Below are 21,772 nucleotides of genomic sequence, written 5' to 3'. Positions count from 1 at the left end.
GCGCCGCGCCGGGCGACGTACGCGCCCCGGCACCGTACGCCCGCCGCGTCCCGTACGCGCCCCGGCCCGCACACGCCCCGGGGCCCGCAAGCGCGTCGCCGGGGGCGGCTAGCGTCGGACCGCGGGCATGTCGGACGGTTTGGAGTCCAGTCCCGGGCGCTTGTTGACCCACGCGCCGCGAGTGAAGTCCGGTACCTCGACCGGGCGTCCGTCCGCCTCCAGCGAGGCGACGCTGAGCGGTACCGGCGCGCACCAGGCGGCCGAGTCGTAGACGTCGATGTCCGGTACGAGCCCTGCGCGCATCTGCTGGATGGTGCGCCACTGGAGGATGTAGTCCATCCCGCCGTGGCCGCCGGCCTCGGCCTCCTCCTCCAGCTTCACCCACAGCCAGTGGTCGAACTCCTTCTGGAGCTTGTCGAAGTCGCGCCAGGCGTGGTCGGTGTGGTCCGGCTCCAGGTAGACCCGGCCGCCGGACTCGCCCTGTCCCGCGTAGTCCTCGAAGATGCCGCGGCTGCCGGCGATGCTGTTGATCCGGCTGTAGGGGCGCGGCGAGCTGACGTCGTGCTCGGCGCGGATGATGCGGCCCTTCTCGGTCTCGATCAGACAGGTGACCAGGTCGCCGTTGATGTACTCCTCCTTCCAGGAGGGGTGCGACTTGGGCACGTGGCGTGCCCGGTAGTCGGCGAGCCCCCTGGCCGGAGTGGCGGTTGCGCGCAGGGTGCGCAGCCGGTCGCCGCGGTTGATGTCCATGGCCGCCGCGATCGGGGCGAGACCGTGCATCGGGTAGAACGACGCGAGGCTGCGGGTGTGCCACAGCCGGCGCCAGGAGTCGGTGTAGTAGTCGTCGTCGAAGAGCAGTTCGCGCAGGTCGTGCAGGTAGCCGCCGTGGCCGTTGGTGACGTCGCCGAAGAGGCCGTCGTGGGTCATCTTGAGCATCGACAGCTCGTTGCGGCCGTACGAGCAGTTCTCGGCGAGGAAGAGGTGTCTGCGGGTGCGCTCGCTGGTGTCGACCAGGTCCCACAGCTCCGACAGCTCGGTGGCGACGGGGAGTTCGACGATCGCGTGCTTGCCGGCGAGCAGTGCGGCCCGGCCCTGCTCGTGGTGGAACTCCCACGGCGTGGCGATGTAGACGAGGTCGATGTCCTCGCGGCGCAGCATCTCCCGGTAGGACTTCGCGGAGCCGCCGTACGTCGCCGGGCGGGGCTTGCCCTCGGAGACGAGGGAGTCGGCGCACTTCTCGGCGCGCTCCTTGCGGATGTCGCAGACGGCGGTGACCTGCGCGCCGGGGATGATCGACCAGCCGGCGGTCATCCCGGTGCCGCGCTGGCCGAGGCCGACGCAGGCGACGCGCACGGTCTCGTGCGGCTCGTACGCAACGCCGATCATCGACTTCTGGCCGGGACGTCGGCGCGGGTCCCCGGTGCCGCGCGCGGCACCTGCGGCGCCGGTCGCCGGTGCGGCTGCGGCATGGCCCGCGAGGCCCACTCCGGCCGCCAGGGCGCCAGTGGCCACCGCTCCGCCCAACACCAACCGTCGTGATACTGCGGGCTTTTCCGTCATGGGACGCGCTCCTGGGTCCGTCGTGAGCTACTCCGGCGTCAGCACTCTGTCGGCAAGCGGATCCGGGTGTCAATAGATGCTCACGAGAGAGCTGTTTCGCGCAGAAAAAATCATCGGATGTGTGTGGCTCGGTGCCGAGGGTGCTGGGGCGACGCTCAATGGCCCGGAACGCGCGTACGGCCAGGCTCGTCCCGCGGGAGAGCCTGGCCGTACGTCGTGCGGGTGTGAACGGCCCGCTCGGGGCCGGTGGTTGAATCGCTGGTTCGAGCCGGGCCTTGAGCCGTTGGCCGAGTCGGCCGGTGAGCCCGCGGGATCGACCGGTGGGGTCAGCCGGCGGTCAGCGTCCAGACGGCGTGGGCGATGGCGTCGCTGTTGCGGTCCAGAGCCGTCTCGTTGACGTTCTCCATGGTGTCGCACGCCTGGTGGTAGCACTGGTCGAAGGGCTGGCCGGCCTCGCCGTCCCACTTCGCCGCCTGCTCCTCGGTCATCCGGTTGCTGGCACCGGTGAAGACACCGCCGACCGGGACGCCCGCACGGTCGAAGTTGGCGTGGTCGCTGCGCCCGTCCGCCTCGGTGTCGACGTCGGTCTCGACGCCCTGCCCGGCGTACCAGTCGGTCAGCACCTTCTCCAGGTCGGCGTCGTCGTCGTAGACGAAGTAGCCGGCGTTGGAGGAGGCGATCATGTCGAAGTTCAGATACGCCTTGATCTTGCCCAGTTCCTCCTGCGGCAGCTCGTCGACGTAGTGGCCGGAACCGACCAGACCGATCTCCTCCGCACCCCACCAGGCGAACCGCAGGGTGTTGTTGGTCTTCAGGTCCTCCTTGGCGACCGTCAGGGCGGTCTCCAGGATGCCGGCCGAACCGGACGCGTTGTCGTTGATGCCCGGGCCCGAACCGGTGGAGTCCAGGTGCGCACCGGCCATGACGACCTCGTCCGCGCTGCCCTCGCTCGGCCAGTCGGCGATCAGGTTGTAGCCGGTGGAACCACTGGCGGTGAACTCCTGGACGGAGGTCTCGAAGCCGGCGGCGTCCAGCTTCTCCTTGATGTAGTTGATCGATGCCTCGTAACCGGGCTGGCCGTGCGCCCGGTTGCCGCCGTTCTCGGTGGCTATGTTCTCGAAGGCGGTCAGGTGCTCCTTGACGTTCTCCACCGCGATGTCCGGAGCGGCGAGCGTCGTCGGGGCGGCGGAGGCCGGCATCGCGGTGAACGCCGCGGCGGCGAGCGCGGTGGCGACGGACGCACCGATGGCCGCGCGCCGGAAGTGCCGCTTGCGCCTGGTCTGTGGGGGGTTGACAGGCATGTGGGGGAAGCCTCTCTGGTCGAAAGAGTCGTCGTATGACGTGGCCATGATGCTCGACCCGCCCCCGGAAGCTGTCAAGGCCCATGGCCCCCGCCACAGTTGCCCCGGCCCTCGCTGGAACCCCCTCTCACGTGCGCGGGACGCGCCTGCGCTCCCTGCCGCACAGCACCACTCCCACCGCGAACACCAGGACGCTGAACACCGCCGCATGCGGCCGGTCCCACGGCTCCAGCGGCACGGCCCACGGGTACGGGTCGTCAGTCGCCCGCAGACCCACCATCGCGCACCCGAAGAGCACCGCCGTGACCACCGCCGAGGCGGCCGTGGCCCCGTACCAGTGGCGCACCACGAGTGCGAGGCCCAGCAGGAGAAGCACATTGCGCCCCGAGGCGAGTGCCGCCCCGACCTCCGCGTACCGGTGCAGCAGCGCGCCCAGGGCCAGCACCGCGACGCCCACCAGCGCGAGCATCCCCCGGTCGGCCCGCACGACCGGGCGTACGGCGGTGACCTCGGCCGCCTCCAACCGGCGTTCCAGGCACAGCAGTTGGGCCACACACACCAGCAGTGGCAGAAAGACCGCCAGCTTGATCCCGGCGCCACCGGCGAGCGTCACCGCGGGCACCTGCACCAACTCGTCGCGCACCGCCAGCAGCAGCACGCCGTACACGGCGACCGCCGCGAGCACGTACCACGGCCTGCGGACCGCCCACCACAGCCTCATCGGGCCATCGCCTCGGCACGGTCGGCCGGATCGCAACTGCCCAGTCCTCGCCGCTGGGTCTCCACCCACGCCGACTGCGCCCGCCGGCTCTGCTTCCGCACTGCCTCGACACGCTGCACGGTGCGGGAGCTGTGCCGCCGTTCCACGGTCTTGGGTTCGGCCCCGGCGGTGAGCCGCAGCCAGGCGGTGAGCGGTCCGGCGGAGGGAGACCCGGCGTCGTCGGGAAGGTTCCTGCACTCCCGGTACGGCGGTACCGCCGCGGTCACCACGCGATCGGTGAGCTGCTGCGCGCTCAGTTCGCTCTCCAGATGCAGACGCCAGGCGGACGCGGGCAGTTCGACGTCCGCGGAGACGAACGCGAGTCGATCGGGCCGCTGGAGTCCTGCGGCTGCCAGCCGGGGCAGCACCGTGCGGGCCGAGTCCCGCAACTGCGGCAGTCGGTCCTCGAACTCGACCGGCACACAGATCCTCGGCGCCTGCCCGGCGCACCGCTGCGCCGAGTCCGCCCTCGGCACCGTGGGCATGTCGTACCCCGCGTCGGCCACCAGCGAGTGGGCCGGCAGGATGCCCGCGAGCGCGCAGCACCCGGCGAGCGCGGTGCGCAGTGTCTGCGGTCCCGGCCGAGCGGCCAGCAGCACCGCGCCCACCGCGGCGAGGGCCACCAGCAGGGGCGCGAGCAGCACTTCAGGGGCCGGATCGTCCAACGGGGTCGGGCGGTCGGAGAGCAGCCCCGTCAGGTACCGGTAGCTGGGGTCGTCGAAGGACGGAGGAAGTATCAGCCACAGGGTGAGCCCGACGACGGCCAGCGGCACCGCGGCAGCGCGCGGCAGAGCGCAGCCCAGCCCGAAGCCCACGATCAGCACTGCCAGTTGCACCGTCACCATCAGCGCGACGCCGCCGAGATCGCTCAACCTCGGCAGCGCACCGAAATGCGTGGAGGTGTAGGCGAAGACCAGGAGGTCGATCGCCGCGGTGAGGAGCAGCACGGGACGCAGCGCGGCCCACGCGATCCGGTGGCGGTGCCGGACGGGCGCCGACCGCCACACACCTCCCAGCCGCAGCCGGCCAGCCTGCCACGCGGCGAGCCCGCCGAGGGGCCCGCTCGCCCCCAGCAGGGCGTACTGGGCGAAGTGGTAGGTGTCGCCGCCGAATTCGCTGACCGGGTAGGTGTCGGCGTCGCTCGCGTAGAAGAGGGCGAGCGCCAGGATCGGCAGGCCCCACCAGAGCACCGGCGAACGGTGGACCCTGCTCAGACGGTCCACGCCGTCCCCTCCCGCTCGGCGAGCCGCTGGTAGGCGGAGTCGGCCGCGCGCCCCGGAGCTGTTCCCGGCTCGGCGTGGGCGAGGAACGCCTCGCTGGTGCCACGGAACGTCAACTGCCCGCTGTTGAGCACCAGGACGTGGTGGTAGCGGCCGTCCAGATCCGCGGTGTCGTGAGTGGAGAGCACCACGTGCACGGAGGACGGAAGACCGGCCAGGATCTCGTGGAAGACGGCTCGCTGTCGCGGGTCCATCCCCGCCGTCGGTTCGTCGAGCAGCAGCACCTCCGCGCCGTGCACCAGGGACTGGGCGACGCCCACGCGGCGCTGCTGCCCGCCGGAGAGCTCTCCCACCCTGGTCTCGGCGCTGTCTGCCAGCTCCACCAGCCGCAGCGCCCGCAGCGCTTCGCGCCAGGCCACCGGCCTGGGCATGCCCTTCAACCAGCCCGCGTACGCGACCTGTTCGCGTGCGGTCAGTCCCGGCACGGGGCGGACGTGCTGGGGCAACCAGGCGACGCGCCGCCGGAAACCGTCCCGGTCCGCCCGGGCGGAGGTTCGGAGACCGTCGTACGTCACCGCTCCGGCACGCGGCAGCAGCGCGGACGCGGCGAGACCGAGCACGGTGCTCTTGCCCGCGCCGTTCGGCCCGAGGAACACCGTTCGCCCCGGCGGCAGTTCGCAGGTGAAGCGCTTCAGTACGGGTCGGCGCCGCTTGTAGGCGAAGTCGCAGGATTCGAGAACGATGGGCATGAGGAACTTTCCCGCTATACGTGAAAAGTAGGCAGGCCTTCACTGGATGGCCTGCCTACTTTTCAGAATGTCAGTAGGCTACGCGAACCTTTGACACGCTCAACGATATGTTCGTGGTCCAAGTGTTGATCTGGTCTACCTCGAAATAAAGAACGTCGCCCTTGCTCATCGAGGGGAATTCTCCCTTTGAGGTGCCGGACTTGCAGGCGGTGTACTTACGAGTCTGACCCTTCTGTGGGTCAGGGCGAAGGCTCTTGTGCTGCCACATTTTGACGTGCGTGCTGCTAAATGCGGAGGCGGATCCGTTCGCCTTGCAGGAGGTGAACTCAATTTTTGTAACGCCTGCGCCGCCGTCGTCCGTCCAGCGGGATGATTCAAATCCGGGCCTAGCGCCGGAAATGCTTGAGTTGAGTTCCCCTGCCCGCGCGTCGCCGACCATCGCGAATGGAACTATAGTCGCGGCACAAATCACGGCTGCGCGTCTGAAGCTGGACGAAGTTGTGCTGTGCCTCACGGGCCCCCCAATGAGTCGTATAAGCCTATCGGCTCCCCTTCTCGGATATTACCATGCGTCACCGTGTGAGTTCGAGAGGTCTCGGTGATCGGTGAGTGCGGTAGAGGCAAAGGTAGGGGCAGGTACCGCAGAAGCGCCCCGCCGCCGGGTAGGTGCGCCTTCTGGTCTGGCAAATGCGGAGTGGCCGAGTGGCGCTAGGCCGTGTTTTAGAAGTCGCGGGCGGCCAGCCATTTGGTGAGGTCGCCCGCGATCCGGTCACGATGGTTCTCGATGGCGATGTCGTGCTCGCGGCAGGTGGTGTCGTGGCGGACGATCTCGAATCCGTCCTCGTCTAGGACGGAGACAGAGGCGAACCAGGCTGGCTCGTCCTCGTCGGGCTGGATGACGATGAAGGTGTTGTCGCTGTCGTTCAGATCGCTGATCAGCATGAATAGGGCATCCTCGGACGGGTCGTCGACGTGGTCGCCGTTCTCGCTGTCGGCGCAGTAGTGCCCGGCGGCCACAGGTCCTCCCCATGTGCGTGCTGATCGAACCGGTGGCCAGGATGGCACGGCCGGACGACCAGCCGATGGGTCACAGCCACTGGTGGATCGCCGCGATCTGCACGGTGGCCTCGAAGCGGACCGCCAGCTTGTCGTAACGCGTCGCCACCGCCCGGTGTTGCTTGAGCCGGCTGATCCCGCACTCGACCGCATGTCGGGCCTTGTAGTCCTCCCGATCGAAGGCCGGTGGCCTGCCGCCCACACGGCCTCGACGCTTGCGGTGGCGGATCTGATCGGCCGGCTCGGCGATGGTGCACCGGATCCCGCGTCTGCGCAGGTAGGCACGATTCGCGCGAGACGAGTACGCCTTGTCACCCCGCACCCGCAGTGGCCTGCGCCTGGGGCGCCCGCCACCGACCTTGGGCACCCCAATCGCTTCGAGGACCGGTTCGAACTGCGGGCTGTCACCCCGCTGTCCTGCCGTGACCAGCAGCGACAGCGGCTTCTGGCCCTGCTCGCAGGCCAGATGAATCTTCGTGCTGAACCCGCCCCTGGACCGTCCCAGGCCGTGATCGTCCGGCTCTTGGCCGACCCCGCCGGGCGGCTCCTTCTGCCCGACCCCGTCTCGGCGGGCACCAGCGGCGTGCTGATGAGCCCGGCAGACCGTGGAGTCGACGTTCACCTCCCACGTGACCAGCCCGGCCGCATCGGCCCGCGCCTGGAGCGAGGCCAGCAGCCGAACCCACACACCCTCGCGTTGCCACCGGCGGAAGAGCCCATACACGGTCTGCCAGGGTCCGTACTCGCCCGGCAGATCACGCCAGGGAACACCGGTCCGCACCCGCCACCGCACCCCGTCGATCAAACGCCGACGGTTCTGCGGCCGACGACCCAACCTCACCGCCGGCAACAACGGCTCCAGCACCGACCACTGCTCATCAGAAAGATCCCCTCGCCCCACACCATGATCATCACGCCGCAAGGCAAGACCCGGAGACCAGTTCTAAAACACGGCCTAGGCGCGGCCGAGTGCGAGCGCAGCCGGGGGGTGTGTCAGGCGAGTGCCGCCTCGATGAGGTCGGCGGCGCGCATCGTGCCGCCCTCCGCCCTTGCCGCTGCCCGCAGTTGCGCCGAACGCTGGCTGCGCTCGGGATCGGCGACCAGCTCGTCCAGTGCGGTCCGCAGGGCCTCGGCGGTGGCGTCGGCGGTGTCGATCCGGCGGCCCACGCCCAACTCCACCAGACGATCGGCGTTCATGAACTGCTCGGCCGCCTGCGGTACGGCGATCATCGGCACGCCGGCCAGCAGGCCCTCGCCGCAGCCGCCCATACCGGCGTGGGTGACGAAGGCGTCGGCCTGCTCCAGGATCGCGCGCTGCGGGACCCAGGGATGGACCTCGGCGTTGCCGGGGATCGTTCCGAGGACCGCCGGATCGGTGTGCTTGCCGATCTGGAGGACGACGTGCCAACCCGGCAGGTCGCCGAAGGCCGCCAGGCACTGGCGGTAGAACTCCGGTTGGCGGGTGAAGGCCGAACCGAGGGAGATCAGCAGGACGTTCTCCGCGTGCGCGGGGCGCGTCCACTCCTTCGTGTCCGCGGCCGGGTCGAAGCAGGGGCCGACGAAGGTGACGGTGCCGGTGTCGACCCGGTCGACGAACGGCTGCATCGCCGCGGTGATCAGGGCCAGCGCCCGGTCGGGGCGACCGGCGAAGGCGTCCACCCCGGTCGTGGTCGCCCCGCAACGGGCGAGCCAGCGGTCGAACTTCTCCCGATGGGCCTCGGCGCCCGGCAGTTGACGTGTCTGGGCGCCGACCTCCTGCTCGTACCCCTCCCAGGCCACGAAGGTCGGGGAGAGCTGGAGCAGAGGACGGCCCTGCGCCTCGGCCAGCGCGCGGGCCGCGTAGGCGCCGATGTCGTAGAGGTAGAGATCGGCCGGGTCGTCCCGGTAGGCGTCGTGCAGCTGGGGCAGCGCCTGCACGGCGTTGTCGAGGAAGAGATCCATCGCGGCGATGGGGTCCTCGGGCCAACTGTGGTCGGCGACCGGCAGGGTGGAGGTGCAGACGACCGGTTCGGCGCCGGTGGCGGCGATCATGTCGGCCATCACCGGGTCGTTGGAGTAGGTCACCCGGTGACCGCGGGAGACCAGCTCCCGGATGATCTCCAGGCTGGGCAGTACGTGGCTGACGGCGGGAATTCCGGCCATCGCGATATGGGCACGGCGAGGTGTCATGGACGATCACTCACTTCGGTTCTACGGCGGAAAGTGACACGGCAGGCCGACGCGCCGGCGGTCCGAGCGCACGCTCGGAGGCCGGCGCGCACAAGGCGTGCCGAGGAGGGCGGACTGCGGTCCGCCGCTGTCAGCCGTAGATCTGAAGGAAGGAACTCATACGGCGAACCTAGCGGTCGGCCGTTCGGTGCGCACTCGAATTGTGCGGCGCCCCGGAGGCGTTCGCGGTGCTGCTGCTGCTGCTGCTGCTGCTGCGGTGGCTGCGGTGGCTGCGGTGCGCGAAATGTGCCTGTTCGTGCTGCTATTCCGGGTGAATCGGTCATCACGCTTTGGTCGCGTCATTGGTGTGTTCCTGTGGGGATCGGCGTCATGCCTGGCGTCGCCCGACACGCGCCCGTAGCTTCGATCCGGCAACTCGCGCGGTTTCGCCGCGAGTTGGGATCTCGTGCGCCTCCGAGGAGGCCGGGGAAAGGGGTACGGCATGGCGGGAACGAGCAGAAGGTCCCTGCTGCGGGCGGGAATCGGCGCCGCGGGCGCGGCGGCCGTCTGGGGCGCGGGAGCGTCCGCGGCGAACGCGGCCACCGCGCGTACGGGCACGCCCGCGCGTACGGGCACGCCCGCGGCGCGGCTCGCGCCCACCGGCGGGAAGGTCAAGAACCTCACCGGCCCGGCCGAGACCGGCCGTTTCGCCGCACCGTGGACGGACCTCGGCATCCCGGCGCGCACCCCGGACGGTTCGCTCTTCCTCGCCTGCGGCGACACGTTCGACGGGGGCGGTGTGGGCGGCCCCAACTGGCGTTCACCCGTGGGCCTGCGATCCTCCGGCGCCGGACTCGGCTCGATCACCGTCGACGGTGCGGTGGGCGGAAGCAGCGCCCGGCACCTCGTCCCCGAGGGGCACGAGGGCGGCACCACGGCCATCCCGTCCGACATCTTCACCATCGGCGACACGATGTACATGCACCTGATGCGCGGCGTGATCTACCAGACGCATCACAGCGACTTCTGGCGCTCCACCGACGGCGGCGAGAACTGGGAGTACCTCTGCCAGTGGCCGGGCAACGCGCTGGGCGGCCAGTTCCAGCAGAAGACGTACGCGGTCGCCGACGACGGCTGGGCCTACGTCCTCTCCACCGTCTTCAACCGGGACATCGTCTCCGGCCTGCTCCTCCACCGAGTGCGCCACGAATCGGTCGGCGACCCTGCCGCCTACGAGCCGTGGGGCTGGGACGGCGCCAACTGGGGATGGGGCGTACCCGCCACGACCGTCTCCGCGGCCCGACGATGGGGCGAGATCTGCTTCCGGGCGATGGAGGGCCGGTACGCCCTGACCTGGCTGAACATGGACGCCCTCGGCATCCGCGCGCAGATCTTCGACCTGCCGACGTCCAACCTCTTCGCCACTCCCGAGCAGACGATCATCCACCCGGTGGCGCCCGGACAGGAGGGCGACAACCGGGTGGCGCACCCGTACGGCGGCTGGATCTTTCCCGGTTCGACCTTCCAGGACTTCCACATCGCCGTCAGCCAGTGGTACGACCCGCAGAACTACCGGGTGATGCAGTACCGCATCAACGGTCTGGCTGTGTGATCACACCCGCACTCGCCACCGCCGGTGCGGCGGGGTCCTCCGCCGCACCGGCGGTGGCAGCACCGGCCGCCGTGTCCGGCACCAACCTGGCGGCGCGGGCGCGGAGTTCGGCACGGGTACGGCGGGCGTTGCGCAGCGCGTCGAAGGTCAGGATCACCAGCGCCAGCCAGACCAGCAGGAAGCCGGCCAGCCGCGCCGGCGGCATCTCCTCGTGGAAGACCGTCAGCCCCAGGACGAACATCAGCGCCGGGCCCAGGTACTGGAGCATTCCGACCGTCGACAGTGGCACCCGCATCGTCGCCGCGCCGAAGGCGATCAGCGGCAGCGCGGTGGCGATCCCGGACAGTGCCAACAGCGCCGCATGCGTGGTCCCTTCAGTCAGGAAGCCTGATTCGCCGCGAAGCGCGAGCCAGCCGAGGTAACCCAGCGCCGGCAGGAACTGGAGCGCGGAGTCGGCGCTGAAGCCCTCCACACCGTCGAGCCCGGTGCGCTTCTTCATCAGCCCGTAGCCGGCGAAGCTGAAGCTCAGCGCCAGCGAGACCCAGGGCACCTGCCCGTAGGCGAAGGTCATCACCGCGACGGCCGAGGCGCCGACGCCGACCGCCACCCACTGGAGCGTGCGCAGCCGCTCCCGCAGCAGCAGCACTCCGATGGCGATGGTGATCAGCGGGTTGATGAAGTACCCGAGGGACGCCTCCAGCACCCGGTCCGCGCTCACCGCCCAGATGAAGATGTACCAGTTGACCGAGATCAGCACCGCCGAGAACGCCGTCATCGAGAGCTTGCGCCGATCGCGGAGCAGCGGCCGGATCCACGACCAGCGCCCGACCAGCAGCAGGATCACCAGCGCGGTCGGCAGCGACCAGACCATCCGGTGGGCCAGCACCTCACCCGGTGGCGAATCGTTCAACAGTGCCCAGTACAGGGGAAGAAACCCCCACATGCCGAAGGCCGCGAAGCCGTACGCCAGCCCTGTCCGTGCCTCGCTCCTCGATGACACTTCGGCCCCTCCCTGTGCGCCGTGGGCGACGTCCGCCGCTCCCTGTGCGCAAGGTAACGCTCCCGGCGGGCGCAGTCATTCCCGTTTCGCACTATGGTCCTGACACCGGATCGTCGTGGCCCTGACGCCGGTGCGACCGAGCCGCTTCGCCGCCCGGTCGCCACACGGTGGAGACGCGACCCGGACGGGGCGCACGCACCGGTGGCCGGGACCCCGGTCGGGCCCCGGCCACCTGCGACGCAGTGTCGTACGGGCGTTGCCGCGAGGCTCTCGCGGCGCGCGGACGGGGGGTCAGCCGGCGACGGTCCAGGTGTCGTTGCCGTGGAGCAGCGAACCGAGGTCGCCCTTGCCGTTCTTGTGCACCGCCGTCTCCAACTGCTCGGTCATCAGCGTCTCGTAGACCGGCCGACGGACATCGCGCAGAACCCCGATCGGGGTCTGGTGCAGGGTGTCCGGGTCGGCGATCCGGGAGAGCGCGAAGGCCAGCGTCGGAGACTGCGCGTGCGCGTCGTGGACCAGGATGCCGTCGGTGCCGTGCTCGGCGACGTCGACCACCTCCAGCTCCCCGGACGCGGGGTCGCGCACGACGCCCTTGGAGCCCAGGCCGTCCTCGGCCGGCAGTCCGAAGCGGATCGGCTCGCCGTGCTGGAGCCGGATCACCGCCTCCTGGGCCTGCTCGCGGTCCTTGAGGACCTCGAAGGCGCCGTCGTTGAAGATGTTGCAGTTCTGGTAGATCTCGACCAGCGCCGTACCCGGGTGGTCGGCTGCGGCGCGCAGCACCTCGGTGAGGTGCTTGCGGTCGGAGTCCACGGTGCGGGCGACGAACGACGCCTCCGCGCCGATCGCCAGCGACACCGGGTTGAACGGGGCGTCCAGCGAACCCATCGGAGAGGACTTGGTGAGCTTGCCCGGCTCCGAGGTGGGGGAGTACTGGCCCTTGGTGAGGCCGTAGATCCGGTTGTTGAAGAGCAGGATCTTCAGGTTCACGTTGCGACGCAGCGCGTGGATCAGGTGGTTGCCGCCGATGGAGAGGGCGTCGCCGTCACCGGTGACCACCCAGACCGACAGATCGCTGCGCGCGGCGGCCAGGCCGGTCGCGATCGCCGGGGCGCGACCGTGGATGGAGTGCATCCCGTAGGTGCTCAGGTAGTACGGGAAGCGGGAGGAGCAGCCGATGCCGGAGACGAAGACGATGTTCTCCCTGGCCAGCCCCAGCTCGGGCATGAAGCCCTGGACCGCGGCGAGCACGGCGTAGTCGCCGCAGCCGGGGCACCAGCGGACCTCCTGGTCGGACTTGAAGTCCTTGGCGGTCTGCTTTACCTCGGTCTTGGGGACCAGCGCGAGCGGGTGCGGTGCCCGCTCCCGGTCGCCCTGGGCGAGAACGTCAGCCATGGTCGATGGCCTCCTTGAGAACGTGGGCGAGCTGCTCGGCCTTGAACGGCATGCCGTTCACCTGCGTGTGCGGCTGTGCGTCAACGAGGAACCGGGCGCGGAGCAGCGTGGAGAGCTGGCCGAGGTTCATCTCCGGCACGACCACCCGGTCGTAACCGCGCAGCACCTCACCGAGATTGGCGGGGAACGGATTGAGGTGCCGCAGATGCGCCTGGGCGACCTGTCCGCCTGCTCGCCTGACCCGGCGCACCGCCGCGGTGATCGGGCCGTACGTCGAGCCCCAGCCGATCACCAGGACCCGTGCGCCCGCGCCGTCGGGGCCCTCCGGGTCGTCGACGGCCAGGTCCGGCACCTCGATACCGTCGATCTTCGCCTGGCGGGTGCGCACCATGTGCTCGTGGTTGGCCGGGTCGTAGGAGATGTTGCCCGTGCCGTCCTGCTTCTCGATACCGCCGATGCGGTGCTCCAGACCCGGGGTGCCGGGCACCGCCCACGGCCGGGCGAGGGTCTGCGGATCGCGCTTGTAGGGCCAGAACGCCTCGGTGCCGTCCTCCAGCGTGTGGTTCGGGCCGGTGGCGAACTGCGTGCGCAGATCGGGGAGTTCCTCGACCTCGGGGATACGCCAGGGCTCCGAGCCGTTTGCCAGGTAGCCGTCCGAGAGCAGGAAGACCGGGGTGCGGTACGTCAGCGCGATCCGGGTCGCCTCCAGGGCGGCGTCGAAGCAGTCGCCCGGGGTGGAGGGGGCCACGATCGGCACCGGCGCCTCGCCGTTGCGCCCGTACATCGCCTGGAGCAGGTCGGCCTGCTCGGTCTTGGTGGGCAGTCCGGTGGAGGGGCCGCCGCGCTGGATGTCGACGATCAGCAGCGGCAGTTCGAGCGAGACGGCGAGCCCGATGGTCTCGGACTTCAGCGCGACGCCCGGGCCCGAGGTGGTGGTGACGCCGAGCGCACCGCCGAACGCGGCGCCCAGGGCGGCGCCGATGCCCGCGATCTCGTCCTCGGCCTGGAAGGTCCGCACGCCGAAGTTCTTGTGCCGGGACAGCTCGTGGAGGATGTCCGAGGCCGGGGTGATCGGGTACGAGCCGAGGAAGAGCGGCAGATCCGCCTGCTGCGAGGCGGCCACCAGCCCGTAGGAGAGCGCGAGGTTGCCCGAGATGTTCCGGTAGGTGCCGGTGGGGAACGCCTTCGTGGCCGGGGCCACTTCGTAGGAGACCGCGAAGTCCTCGGTGGTCTCGCCGAAGTTCCAGCCGGCGCGGAACGCGGCGACGTTCGCCTCCGCGATCTGTGGCTTCTTCGCGAACTTCGTCCGCAGGAAGCGCTCGGTGCCCTCGACCGGGCGGTTGTACATCCAGGACAGCAGCCCGAGCGCGAACATGTTCTTGCTGCGGGCGGCCTCCTTGCGGCCGAGGTCGTACTCCTTGAGCGCCTCCACGGTCAGCGTGGTCAGCGGCACCGGGTGGACCCGGTAGCCGTCCAGCGAGCCGTCCTCCAACGGGCTGGTGGCGTAGCCCACCTTCGCCATCGCGCGCTTGGCGAACTCGTCGGTGTTGACGATGATCTCGGCGCCCTTGGGCAGGTCGTCGATGTTCGCCCGCAGGGCTGCCGGGTTCATCGCGACCAGGACGTTCGGGGCGTCCCCGGGCGTCAGGATGTCGTGGTCGGCGAAGTGCAGCTGGAACGAGGAGACGCCGGGCAGGGTCCCTGCGGGAGCGCGGATCTCGGCCGGGAAGTTCGGCAGGGTGGAGAGATCGTTGCCGAAGGTGGCGGTCTCGGAGGTGAAGCGATCACCGGTGAGTTGCATCCCGTCGCCGGAGTCCCCCGCGAACCGGATAATCACCCGGTCCAGACGCCTGACTTCCTTGGCGCTTTCTTGGCTGACCTGCTGGGTCACTGCGGAGGACCTCCCCTTGAGGCAACGGCTCGCTGCCCATCGTACGTGCGTCGGGACGGTCGAACTCCGCCCGATCGGATGATGGACGCCCTGCTGAGACGGGGCGTCCGGGGCGTGCGGTCCGCGCGACAGGCATGGTTCGCGGACGTGAAGCGGTGGTGCCGCAGGAGCGGTCGGGTTGACCCGAACGAAGCGCCCCTCGCACGGAGTTGACTGTGGTGACCCAGGTGGCCGAAGCGTGCTGCAGGCCCGGTGGAAGGACCGCCGAGCCGTTTCACGAGTTGAGATAGGTCAGTACGGCGAGCACTCTTCGGTGATCCGCGTCACTGTGGGCGAGGCCGAGCTTCATGAAGATATTGCTCACATGCTTCTCGACCGCCGAGCCGCTGACCACCATGCAGGCGGCGATGGCCGAATTCGTACGGCCTTCCGCCATCAACCCGAGAACCTCGCGCTCACGCGGTGTGAGTCGCTCCACCACGTCCTGTTTGCGGCTGCGGCTGAGCAACTGCGTGACAACCTCCGGATCGAGCGCCGTACCTCCGTCCGCCACCCGGCAGACCGCGTCGACGAACTCCCGCACGTCGGCGACCCGATCCTTGAGCAGATAGCCGACGCCCTGCGTGGTGCCGGCCAGCAACTCGGTGGCGTACTGCTCCTCGACGTACTGCGAGAGCACCAGGACGCCCACGCTCGGATACCGGCCCCGCAGCTCTATCGCGGCCCGCACCCCCTCGTCGGTGTGGGTCGGCGGCATCCGGACATCGGCGACCACCACATCCGGCAGCGCACCGCCTGCCGCGAGGTCGGCGACGGTCTTGACCAGCGCCTCGCCGTCCCCCACCCCGGCGACGACCTCGTGCCCCCGGTCGGTGAGCAGCCGGGTCAACCCCTCGCGCAGCAGTACCGAGTCCTCGGCGATGACGACTCGTACGTTGTCCGACACTTCTCTTCTTCCCCCTGGTATCCGAAGTCAGGTGCTCAGCATCCCAGAATCCGGACGGGCGCGGCAGGCTGCCTCGGTTGCCTGCCGGTACATGCGGTCGCTGTCCCGGGCGGGGGAGCGAGGCGCCGTGGTGGTGCGGTCGATTCAGCGGGCGGCCTCGAGGCCTTTCGCTCCGGAGTCGGTGCCGGGGCGGGAGTTGGTGCCGGTGCCGGTGCCGGTGCCGTTGTCTGTACGGGTGTGGGTGTGGGTGGGTTGGGGGTCTCGCCAGGGGAGTTCGATGGTGATGGTGGTGGGTCCGCCGGGTGGTGAGTGGATGAGGAGGAGTCCGTCGACGGAGTTGAGGCGGTCGGCGAGGCCTTTGAGTCCGGTGCCGGTGTGGGTGGTGGCGCCGCCTTGGCCGTTGTCGGTGATTTGGATGAGGAGGCGGTTTTTGGTGCGCCAGAGTTCGACGTCGGCTTGGGTGGCGTGGCTGTGTTTGCTGATGTTTTGGAGGAGTTCGGAGACGGTGAAGTAGGCGATGGCTTCGATGGCGGGTGCGGGTCTGTGGGGTATTTCGGTGTGGAGGGTGGTGGGTACGGTGCAGCGGGCGCGGAGTGCGGAGAGTGCGGGTGCGAGTCCTCGGTCGGTGAGGATTGCGGGGTGGATTCCGCGGGCGAGGTCTCGGAGTTCTTGGAGGGCGAGTTTTACTTCGCCGTGTGCTTCGTCGACCATTTTTGCTGCGGCTTCGGGGTCTTCGGTGAGCTTTTCCTTGGCGAGGCCGAGGTCCATGGCGAGGGCGACGAGTCTGGCCTGAGCGCCGTCGTGGAGGTCCCGCTCGATCCGCCGCAGATCCCCGCTGGCCGTGTCCACCGCGGTGCCCCGCGCGCTCTCCAGCTTCCGCACCTCACTCGCCAGCTTCGAGGGGCCGAGCAGGCCGACGACGAGCAGCCGGTCCAGGGCGGCGAGGCCCCCCAGCACCCAGGGGCTGAACAGGACGAACACCACTCCCGTCGCCGAGGCCAGTGCGATCTCGACCGGGGCGTCCAGCCAGATGCCGCTGCCGTCGGCCTCGCCGTAGAGCTGGAGACCGGGTTCGTCGGTGTAGGTCGGGAAGACCCAGTGCCACAGCGGGTAGAGGGCGAGCACCCAGCCGTACAGCCACAGCGTCACACCGGTGATGAAGGAGAACAGTGCGAGCGGAAAGCTCAACACCGCGTGGAAGGCGTGCCGCCATGCGGCACCGTTCTTCAGGGTCGCGCCGAGCAGAGCCATGGCGCCGGTGCGCTCGACCTGGGGGCGTATCGGCTCGGGCGCGGCCACCCGCACCCCGAGCAGCGCGCGGGTGCGGGAGCGCTGCACCGTGCCCAACCCGCGGCACAGCACAAGCGTCAGCGCCAGCAGCGGCACTCCGAGAAACGTGATCAGCAGCGCTCCGCTCACCGCCATCAGCGTGACGACCAGAACGAACGCCGGCAGGGCGATGAGCAGCCCGCTCACGATGTGGAGCAGAGCGCGCCAGGTCCATCCCGCGAACGGGGCGCGCAGCACTTCCTTGAGGACACGCATGGCAGTGGTCAGCGCTCCGATCCGTTGTCTGTACGGGTGTGGGTGTGGGTGGGTTGGGGGTCTCGCCAGGGGAGTTCGATGGTGATGGTGGTGGGTCCGCCGGGTGGTGAGTGGATGAGGAGGAGTCCGTCGACGGAGTTGAGGCGGTCGGCGAGGCCTTTGAGTCCGGTGCCGGTGTGGGTGGTGGCGCCGCCTTGGCCGTTGTCGGTGATTTGGATGAGGAGGCGGTTTTTGGTGCGCCAGAGTTCGACGTCGGCTTGGGTGGCGTGGCTGTGTTTGCTGATGTTTTGGAGGAGTTCGGAGACGGTGAAGTAGGCGATGGCTTCGATGGCGGGTGCGGGTCTGTGGGGTATTTCGGTGTGGAGGGTGGTGGGTACGGTGCAGCGGGCGCGGAGTGCGGAGAGTGCGGGTGCGAGTCCTCGGTCGGTGAGGATTGCGGGGTGGATTCCGCGGGCGAGGTCTCGGAGTTCTTGGAGGGCGAGTTTTACTTCGCCGTGTGCTTCGTCGACCATTTTTGCTGCGGCTTCGGGGTCTTCGGTGAGTTTTTCCTTGGCGAGGCCGAGGTCCATGGCGAGGGCGACGAGTCTGGCCTGAGCGCCGTCGTGGAGGTCCCGCTCGATCCGCCGCAGATCCCCGCTGGCCGTGTCGGTGACCGTCTCCTTGTCGGTCCTGAGCTGAGCGATCCGCCGCTCCAGCCCGTCGGAGGGTGAGAGCAGACCGCGCACCATCACACGGTCGACCTGCGTCAACAGCCTCGCCAACCACGGCAGAAGCGGCCAGAGCACAAACAGCGACACCAGCGTGATGGCGAAGGTCAGCACTCCCCAGGGGAGTCTGATCACCGCGAAGAGCGCCGAGCGCCAGCCGACCGGATCGGACAGCGTCCGCCACAACCACGGGAAGAAGCCCGCGCCTCCGGCCCGGCTGAGCGGCGACGGCTCCTCGATCCGCAGACCCAGCAGAACCCGGGCCCGACCACGCTCCCACCGCCCCAGCGCGCGCATGCCGGTAAGGCCCGCCGCGAGCACCGGCAGCCCGATCACGGTGACCGAGAGCAGCGCAGCCGCGAACACCCACACCACCGCGCAGACGAAGGAGAAGATGCCGAGCGGGAGGTTGAGCAGCAGATGGACGATCTCCCGCCAGGTCGTGCCGCTCAGCGCCGCTCGTGGCGGAGGCAGGGCCTCAGCGGCAGCCGCTCCGGAAGTGGATCTCTCGGTCATGCCACAAGACTGCCGTGCCGTCCACGTTGCTCGCTATGAGGTCTCCCGCAACGTCTGCTGGGGTTTTCCCCAGCCCGCGGTGAGCAAAGCCGCACGGATCGCGTCCCCGCTGCGCGCCCCGCGTGCACGGCTGCCCGCCGCCGCCCGCCCGCTCCTCGTTCCGGGAACTCGGCGCAGGTACGCAGTGCCCGCCCGCGTACCGCAGTGCCCGCCCGCGAACACCCGGCCGCAGCGCCCCGGAGGCCTCCGTGCGGGCGTCAACCGGCCTGTGGTCGGCCGGTATTGGGGCCGAGCCAGGTGTAGCGGTGCTCGGGGCGGCCCGCCGACCCGTAGCGCATACGGAGCTCGGCGCGACCGTCTGCACAGAGGTGCTCGAGGTAGCGGCGGGCGGTGACGCGCGAGACGCCGGTCCGCTCACTGACGTCGACGGCCGACAGATCACCGTCGGCCTCGCGCAGGGTCCCGGCGATCAGCTCGCTGGTCGCGGCGGTCAGGCCCTTGGGCAGTGACTGGGTCGCGGTGGAGGGCCGCATCAGGCCGAACAGCCGGTCCACATCGCGCTGGCTGGCCGCCTGGCCCGCTCCGGCCATCCGCTGCCGGGCGACGGCGAACCGTTCCAGCTGGTCGCGCAGCGCGGTGAGGGGGAAGGGCTTGAGCAGGTAGTGGACCGCCCCGCCGTGCAGGGCGGCACGCACCTGGTCGATGTCCCGCACGGCGGTGATGACCAGGAAGTCCACCGGGTGGTGTCCCGCGTTCTCCGGCGAACGCTGCCTGCGCAGTACCGAGATGCCGGTGTCGTCGGGCAGATAGAGGTCCAACAGGACCAGGTCGGGGCGGAGTCGGGCCATTTCGGTCAGTGCGTCCGCGGCCGTGTGGGCGACTCCGACGACGGTGAAGCCGGGCAGCGACTGGACCAGCTCGCGGTGGTTGCGGGCCACCCGTACGTCGTCGTCGACGACGAGGACCCCGATGCGCGGGGCGGGTGGTGGCACGGGCTGCGAGGGGGTGTGGGTCGAGGCGCTCACGATCGTTCGACCGCCCCGCCGGGGCCGGAGGTGTCGGTGCGCGAGGTCGCACGCGAGGACACGGCACGCGAACGCACGGCGTCGGACGGGCCGGGAGCGGAGCCGTCGTCGCCGATGTCCGATTCATCCTCTGGCGGGGGCTGGTCGGAGACGGGTAGGTAGGCGGTGAACACGGCTCCCTCTTCGGACGTGGCGTCACCGGGAATCTCCACCCCGACGCTGCCTCCGCGACTTTCGCAGACCTGCCGCACGAGCGCCAGCCCCAGGCCCTCGCCGAGCCCGCGGGTGTTTCTGCTGTCCGCGGCCTTGGTGGTGAATCCGTACTCGAAGATCTCCTCGGCGAGTCCGGCGCCGACCCCGTGCCCGGAGTCGATGACCCGGATCTCCACCAGATCGTGGGGGAGTTCGTCGCCGTCGGCGGGGTGCACCCGGATCAGCAGCTCGACCCAGCCTTCCTCGCCGGTGCGTCCGGTGACCGCGTCGAGGGCGTTGTCCAGCAGGTTTCCCAGGACCAGCAGTACGTCGGCGCGCAGCCCGCCCGGGAGCGTGTAGGGCACCCTGCTCATCGGGGACAGCCGCAGCTCCGCGTTCTGCTCGTCGGCCTGGGCGCTCTTGGCGAGCGCGAGCGCGGCGACGGCCGAATCGGCGATGTGACCGCTGATCTGGCCGCTCGCTCTGGCGTGTGCGGCGGACAGATCAGTGAGGTACGCGCGGGCCTCCTCCACCTCGCCGAGCTCCAGCAGGCCGGCCAGGGTGTGGATGCGGTTCGCGAACTCGTGGGACTGCGAGCGCAACCCCCGGGTGACGGTACGGGCGCCGTCCAACTCCCCGGTCAACCGGTCGAGTTCGGTGCGGTCGCGCAGCGTCACCACCGCACCCGCCGCGCGGCCGTGCACGCTGACCGGCATCCGGTTGCAGACCAGCACCCGGGCGCCGATCAGCACGATCTGGTCCTCCCCCTCGGTCGCCCCGCCGATGATGTCGCGCAGCCGCGAGTCGAGCTCCAACGCCTCCAGCGCGGTGCCCTCGCAGGCGTCCGGCAGCGAGAGCAGCTGCCGCGCGGGCGGGTTGACGAGGACGAGCCGGTCGTCGTTGTCCACGGCGATCACGCCTTCGCGCACGGCGTGGAGCAGCGCCTCCCGGCTCTCCAGCAGTGCGGTGATGTCCGCCGGCTCCAGCCCGTACGTCTTCGCGCGGACCCGGCGGGAGAGCACGTACGCGCCCGCGGCGCCCAGCGTCAGCACGGCTGCGACGGTGCCCATGATCGACGGCAGCGCGTCGGTCGCCTCGGTGGCGATGTCGGAGGTCAGGACGCCGACGGAGACGTAGCCGAGCACCTCCTCGCCGTCCGGCCCGCCGGTGATCGGCACCTTCGCCCGCACGCTGGTGCCCTGGGTGCCGGTCTGCTGACCGCTCCACTCCTTGCCCGCGCCCGCCGGGCCGGGCGGCGTCGACACACGCTTGCCGATGAGCCGGTCGTCCACGTGCGACATCCGGATGCCGTCCGGGGTGGCGACCACGACGTACTCGGCACCGGTCGCGCGCCCCACCCGGTCGGCCAGCGGGTCGATCACCGCCGGCGGGTCCTGCGACCCCAGGGCCTCACTGATCTCCGGCATCGCCGCCACCGACCGTCCGATGGTCAGCACCCGCTCCGTGTACTGCCGGTCCAACTGCCGGTCGTGGTGCGCCACCCACAGCGCGCCCGTCACCACCAGCGCGAGGACCAGCAGCGTCGCGTAGCCGACGAAGAGCGAACCGGTCAACGAGAGCCTGCGCCGCCGCAGGCGACCGCGGAGCCGACGGAAGGTGCGCAGCGGCCCGCCCCGACGCTCCGGCCCGCCCCGACGCTCCGGCCCGCCCACGGCGCCGGGGTGGGCGTCGCCGGTGGCGGCGTCTCGGCCGGCAGCGTCGCGGGTGTCGGCGTCGCGGGTGTCGGCGGGGACGCGCCCGGCGACGGGATTGCGGGGCGCGGACGGGCTGTGCGGGCTGCCGGACTGGCTGTGCGGTACGGACGGGTTGTGCGGGTCGGGCGGTACGGCCTCGTCGGGGGCGGGGTGCGAACGGGCTGGGCGGCGGAGGCGCATGGGGCGGCGGTTCCAGTGAAAGGCGGAGGTGGAGCGGGACGGCGGGCATGCCCCGCACCTGGCGGAACACGACCAATACGACCACTACGACGCCAGTGTTAACAGATCTCGTACATCGCCGTAACCCCGCTCCACACTGTGGGGCACCTCGCCGGATCCGCCGAACCCGCGGGCCCCGACGACGGTCCGTCCCCGGCGGGCAGCAGCCGTCCCGCACCGTCCCGCCCCGGAGGCGGAAGGGCCTCCAGGCCTGCACC

At 70.2% G+C, this 21,772-nt stretch carries 17 protein-coding genes; 1 reads left to right on the top strand and 16 read right to left on the bottom strand.

Annotation, left to right across the window (positions count from 1 at the left end):
- Positions 1-108 precede the first annotated feature (108 nt).
- The 8 genes from JGS22_RS04820 to JGS22_RS04785 all read right to left on the bottom strand — a co-directional run bounded on the left by JGS22_RS04820 (position 109) and on the right by JGS22_RS04785 (position 8,815).
- A complete protein-coding gene (locus tag JGS22_RS04820) occupies positions 109-1,560 on the bottom strand; it encodes a Gfo/Idh/MocA family protein (protein WP_211043155.1) in 1,452 nt (483 codons plus the stop codon).
- A 326-nt stretch (positions 1,561-1,886) separates the two neighbouring features.
- Positions 1,887-2,861 (bottom strand): M28 family metallopeptidase, encoded by a 975-nt coding sequence (locus JGS22_RS04815; RefSeq protein ID WP_211043153.1) that lies wholly within the window; start codon positions 2,859-2,861, stop codon positions 1,887-1,889.
- 127 nt (positions 2,862-2,988) lie between these two features.
- Positions 2,989-3,582, bottom strand: coding sequence for a hypothetical protein (locus JGS22_RS04810; protein WP_211043150.1), 594 nt, complete (start codon positions 3,580-3,582; stop codon positions 2,989-2,991).
- On the bottom strand, positions 3,579-4,844 hold the full coding sequence (locus tag JGS22_RS04805; protein WP_211043147.1) for a DUF7224 domain-containing protein: 1,266 nt from the start codon (positions 4,842-4,844) through the stop codon (positions 3,579-3,581). Before JGS22_RS04805 ends, JGS22_RS04810 begins: the two co-directional genes overlap by 4 nt.
- A complete protein-coding gene (locus JGS22_RS04800; RefSeq protein ID WP_211043144.1) occupies positions 4,832-5,590 on the bottom strand; it encodes an ATP-binding cassette domain-containing protein in 759 nt (252 codons plus the stop codon). Before JGS22_RS04800 ends, JGS22_RS04805 begins: the two co-directional genes overlap by 13 nt.
- Positions 5,591-6,310: 720 nt before the next feature.
- Positions 6,311-6,607 carry a hypothetical protein gene (locus JGS22_RS04795; protein WP_211043812.1) on the bottom strand — a complete coding sequence of 99 codons (297 nt, stop codon included), beginning with the start codon at positions 6,605-6,607 and terminating at the stop codon, positions 6,311-6,313.
- Between the two features lie 70 nt (positions 6,608-6,677).
- Entirely contained in the window at positions 6,678-7,547 is an 870-nt protein-coding gene (locus JGS22_RS04790) for an IS5 family transposase (protein ID WP_211043814.1), read from the bottom strand.
- Positions 7,548-7,639: 92 nt separating this feature from the next.
- Positions 7,640-8,815 carry a macrolide family glycosyltransferase gene (locus JGS22_RS04785; RefSeq protein ID WP_236073025.1) on the bottom strand — a complete coding sequence of 392 codons (1,176 nt, stop codon included), beginning with the start codon at positions 8,813-8,815 and terminating at the stop codon, positions 7,640-7,642.
- A 481-nt stretch (positions 8,816-9,296) separates the two neighbouring features.
- Between JGS22_RS04785 and JGS22_RS04780 the strand changes: the two genes are divergently transcribed.
- Complete coding sequence (locus JGS22_RS04780) at positions 9,297-10,406, top strand: DUF4185 domain-containing protein (RefSeq protein WP_211042450.1); 1,110 nt, start codon at positions 9,297-9,299, stop codon at positions 10,404-10,406.
- On the opposite strand, the gene rarD is transcribed toward JGS22_RS04780, so the two are convergent.
- From rarD to JGS22_RS04740, 8 genes are all read right to left on the bottom strand, one after another.
- Complete coding sequence (rarD, locus tag JGS22_RS04775; RefSeq protein ID WP_211042451.1) at positions 10,387-11,406, bottom strand: EamA family transporter RarD; 1,020 nt, start codon at positions 11,404-11,406, stop codon at positions 10,387-10,389. The genes JGS22_RS04780 and rarD overlap by 20 nt on opposite strands.
- A gap of 291 nt (positions 11,407-11,697) precedes the next feature.
- Positions 11,698-12,798, bottom strand: coding sequence for a 2-oxoacid:ferredoxin oxidoreductase subunit beta (locus JGS22_RS04770; RefSeq protein WP_211042452.1), 1,101 nt, complete (start codon positions 12,796-12,798; stop codon positions 11,698-11,700).
- Positions 12,791-14,689 (bottom strand): 2-oxoacid:acceptor oxidoreductase subunit alpha, encoded by a 1,899-nt coding sequence (locus JGS22_RS04765; RefSeq protein WP_211042453.1) that lies wholly within the window; start codon positions 14,687-14,689, stop codon positions 12,791-12,793. Before JGS22_RS04765 ends, JGS22_RS04770 begins: the two co-directional genes overlap by 8 nt.
- A gap of 274 nt (positions 14,690-14,963) precedes the next feature.
- Positions 14,964-15,635: a response regulator transcription factor gene (locus JGS22_RS04760; protein WP_211042454.1), complete on the bottom strand. Its 672-nt coding sequence runs from the start codon at positions 15,633-15,635 to the stop codon at positions 14,964-14,966.
- A 144-nt stretch (positions 15,636-15,779) separates the two neighbouring features.
- Positions 15,780-17,180 carry a sensor histidine kinase gene (locus JGS22_RS04755; protein ID WP_216814837.1) on the bottom strand — a complete coding sequence of 467 codons (1,401 nt, stop codon included), beginning with the start codon at positions 17,178-17,180 and terminating at the stop codon, positions 15,780-15,782.
- Between the two features lie 8 nt (positions 17,181-17,188).
- On the bottom strand, positions 17,189-18,403 hold the full coding sequence (locus JGS22_RS04750) for a sensor histidine kinase (RefSeq protein ID WP_216814836.1): 1,215 nt from the start codon (positions 18,401-18,403) through the stop codon (positions 17,189-17,191).
- Between the two features lie 257 nt (positions 18,404-18,660).
- Entirely contained in the window at positions 18,661-19,428 is a 768-nt protein-coding gene (locus JGS22_RS04745) for a response regulator (protein ID WP_308405513.1), read from the bottom strand.
- Entirely contained in the window at positions 19,425-21,515 is a 2,091-nt protein-coding gene (locus JGS22_RS04740; RefSeq protein ID WP_216814835.1) for an ATP-binding protein, read from the bottom strand. The genes JGS22_RS04745 and JGS22_RS04740 overlap by 4 nt, the downstream gene beginning before the upstream one ends.
- Between the last annotated feature and the right edge of the window lie 257 nt (positions 21,516-21,772).

It is taken from the genome of Streptomyces tardus (genome assembly GCF_018101125.2).
Taxonomy (GTDB): domain Bacteria; phylum Actinomycetota; class Actinomycetes; order Streptomycetales; family Streptomycetaceae; genus Streptomyces; species Streptomyces tardus.
Note: the sequence above shows the minus strand (reverse complement) of the source record. Positions and strands in the feature narration are given on the sequence as shown.